The organism is Candidatus Zixiibacteriota bacterium, from assembly GCA_036397555.1.
Taxonomy (GTDB): Bacteria; Zixibacteria; MSB-5A5; order WJJR01; family WJJR01; genus DATKYL01.
In genome coordinates, this window is record DASWIS010000017.1 from 1 (window position 1) to 1,897 (window position 1,897).

The 1,897-nt window shown below is 61.7% G+C and carries 2 protein-coding genes; one reads left to right on the forward strand and one right to left on the reverse strand.

The window, feature by feature from the left end:
• The coding region (locus tag VGB22_06345) for a methionine synthase (protein ID HEX9750887.1) at positions 1–1,037 on the reverse strand (1,037 nt) is incomplete at its 3' end.
• A 170-nt stretch (positions 1,038–1,207) separates the two neighbouring features.
• Between VGB22_06345 and VGB22_06350 the strand changes: the two genes are divergently transcribed.
• Positions 1,208–1,897, forward strand: a 690-nt coding sequence (locus VGB22_06350; protein ID HEX9750888.1) for a substrate-binding domain-containing protein, incomplete at its 3' end; no start/stop codon positions are given.

A 1,897-nucleotide genomic window follows, 5' to 3' on the forward strand; every position in this document is an offset into this window, starting at 1 on the left:
GCGATAACGCGCTCCCTGTCGCCGAGCGCGTCGACCACGCGCTCGATGCGCTGGGCGACCACTTCGGGGTGCTCGACGAAATTGCTCTTTGAATCGATCACGCCGGGAATGACGGCCATTTCCGGCGGCGGTTTGTTCGCCTTGATCGCCGCGGTCTCGTGCTGGCGGCGCGGGTTGGCGAACTCGAGGCCGATCGCACCGACCTTCGCCTGGTAGAGCGGCGGCAGCACCACCTCCATCGCCACGTCGTGATTGTGCGGTCCTTCCCAGTTGCCCCAGCAAACATGGAGCCGGACACGGTCGCGCGGAATGTCCGCCAGCGCCTTGTTCAGCGCCTCGACATGTTTTTCCGTCTGTTCCGCGAACTCGGAGTCGGTCAAATCCTGATACAGCAGCACCCGCTCCATCGCGAGGTCCGGCGCGTCGACCTGCAGGACGTAGCCGGCATCCACCACCGCCTTGTACTCCTTCGATATCTCTCGCGCGATCGCATCGAGATAGGCTTCGTCGGTGTCGTAATACGCGTTCAGCATGGTGCACGCGATGATGCCGGGCGACGGCGCATTCATGAACCACTCGGCGACGTGGGCGTTTGTCTTCTCCGCCTGGTTCTTCAGTCGGCCGATCTCTTTCTGGATCTCGCCTTCGCCGTGGTAGTGAACTTCGCCGATCGCTTCCGGCGCGTCGAACACTCTGCCGGTCTTCGGGATGCGCGCCATCATTCGCTCGGTGAATTTCGGGAACTCGACGAATTCCTTGCCGTAGGGGCGGCTCGACTTGCCACCGAAGCCGCTCCACCGCTGCGGCACGTAGGTCTGGAATCCAACCCTTCCCTGCTCGCCGTCATTGGCTATGTCGATGCCGACTTCGACCTCTTTTCCTATGATGTAGGCGACCCGGTCGTCGGCAACCTCGTCGATTTTCTTGCGATCGATCCTCTTGCCTTCCTCCTGGTCAATCAGCATCGACCCGAGTGGCTCGCCACGCGGCATACTGCCGGCATGGGTGGTAAGAATCCTTTCCGTGCTGAGCTTCATTGAACGCTGCCCCTGCCACTTCGCATCGTCGGTTGGAAAACCCGCTCATCCTAGACTATACTGCATGGCTGTTGTAGCCGGCATGTCGGTTCCAACCAAGAATCGCAAAGTCGATAGGGTCCCAACGACCTCAAAGGGAGGGGCAAATGGCATCAAAACTGCGACTTATCATGTGCGCGATCGCCGGGGCGCTTGCCTGGCAAGTGGCGACAACAGTCCCGGCGGACGCCCAAAACATGTTCTCGGATGTCGACTTGGCCCCGGACAAGACCGGCGGCATCGAGGACATGGAGGACATCACGAAGTATTGCGGCGACAAGCCGCTCAAGGTCGCCTACTCCGACGGTTGGGGCGGCAACTATTGGCGCCAGATCACCCGCGCGGAATTCGAGGACGAGGCGGCGAAATGCCCCAACATCACCGAAGTCCGTTATACCGACGGCGAGTTCAGCGCTGAGAAGCAGATCGCCGACATTCGCGGCCTGATCGCGCAAGAGTTCGATGTCATCGTTGTTTTTGCCGACACCGGCGTGGCGCAGCTGAATGTCATGCGCCAGGCGTTGGATGCCGGCATCGCGGTCGTTCCGTTCACCACCGGCGATGCCCAGTTCGGTGAGATCGGAGTGGATTATCTCACGCGCGTCACCGAAACCCAGATCGGCCTCGGCAAGATGCTTGCCGAGTGGATGGTCGAGACGCTCGGCGGCGAGGGCAATGTCATTGTCCAAGGCGGCACGCCCGGCAATCCGATGACCGCGTCGCAGGCTGTCGGTTGGCAGGAAGTCTTTGCCGCGCACCCGGGGATCACTGTCCTCGAGGGCCCGGTCGACACCAACTGGGATCCGGCGCTGGCGCAGCAG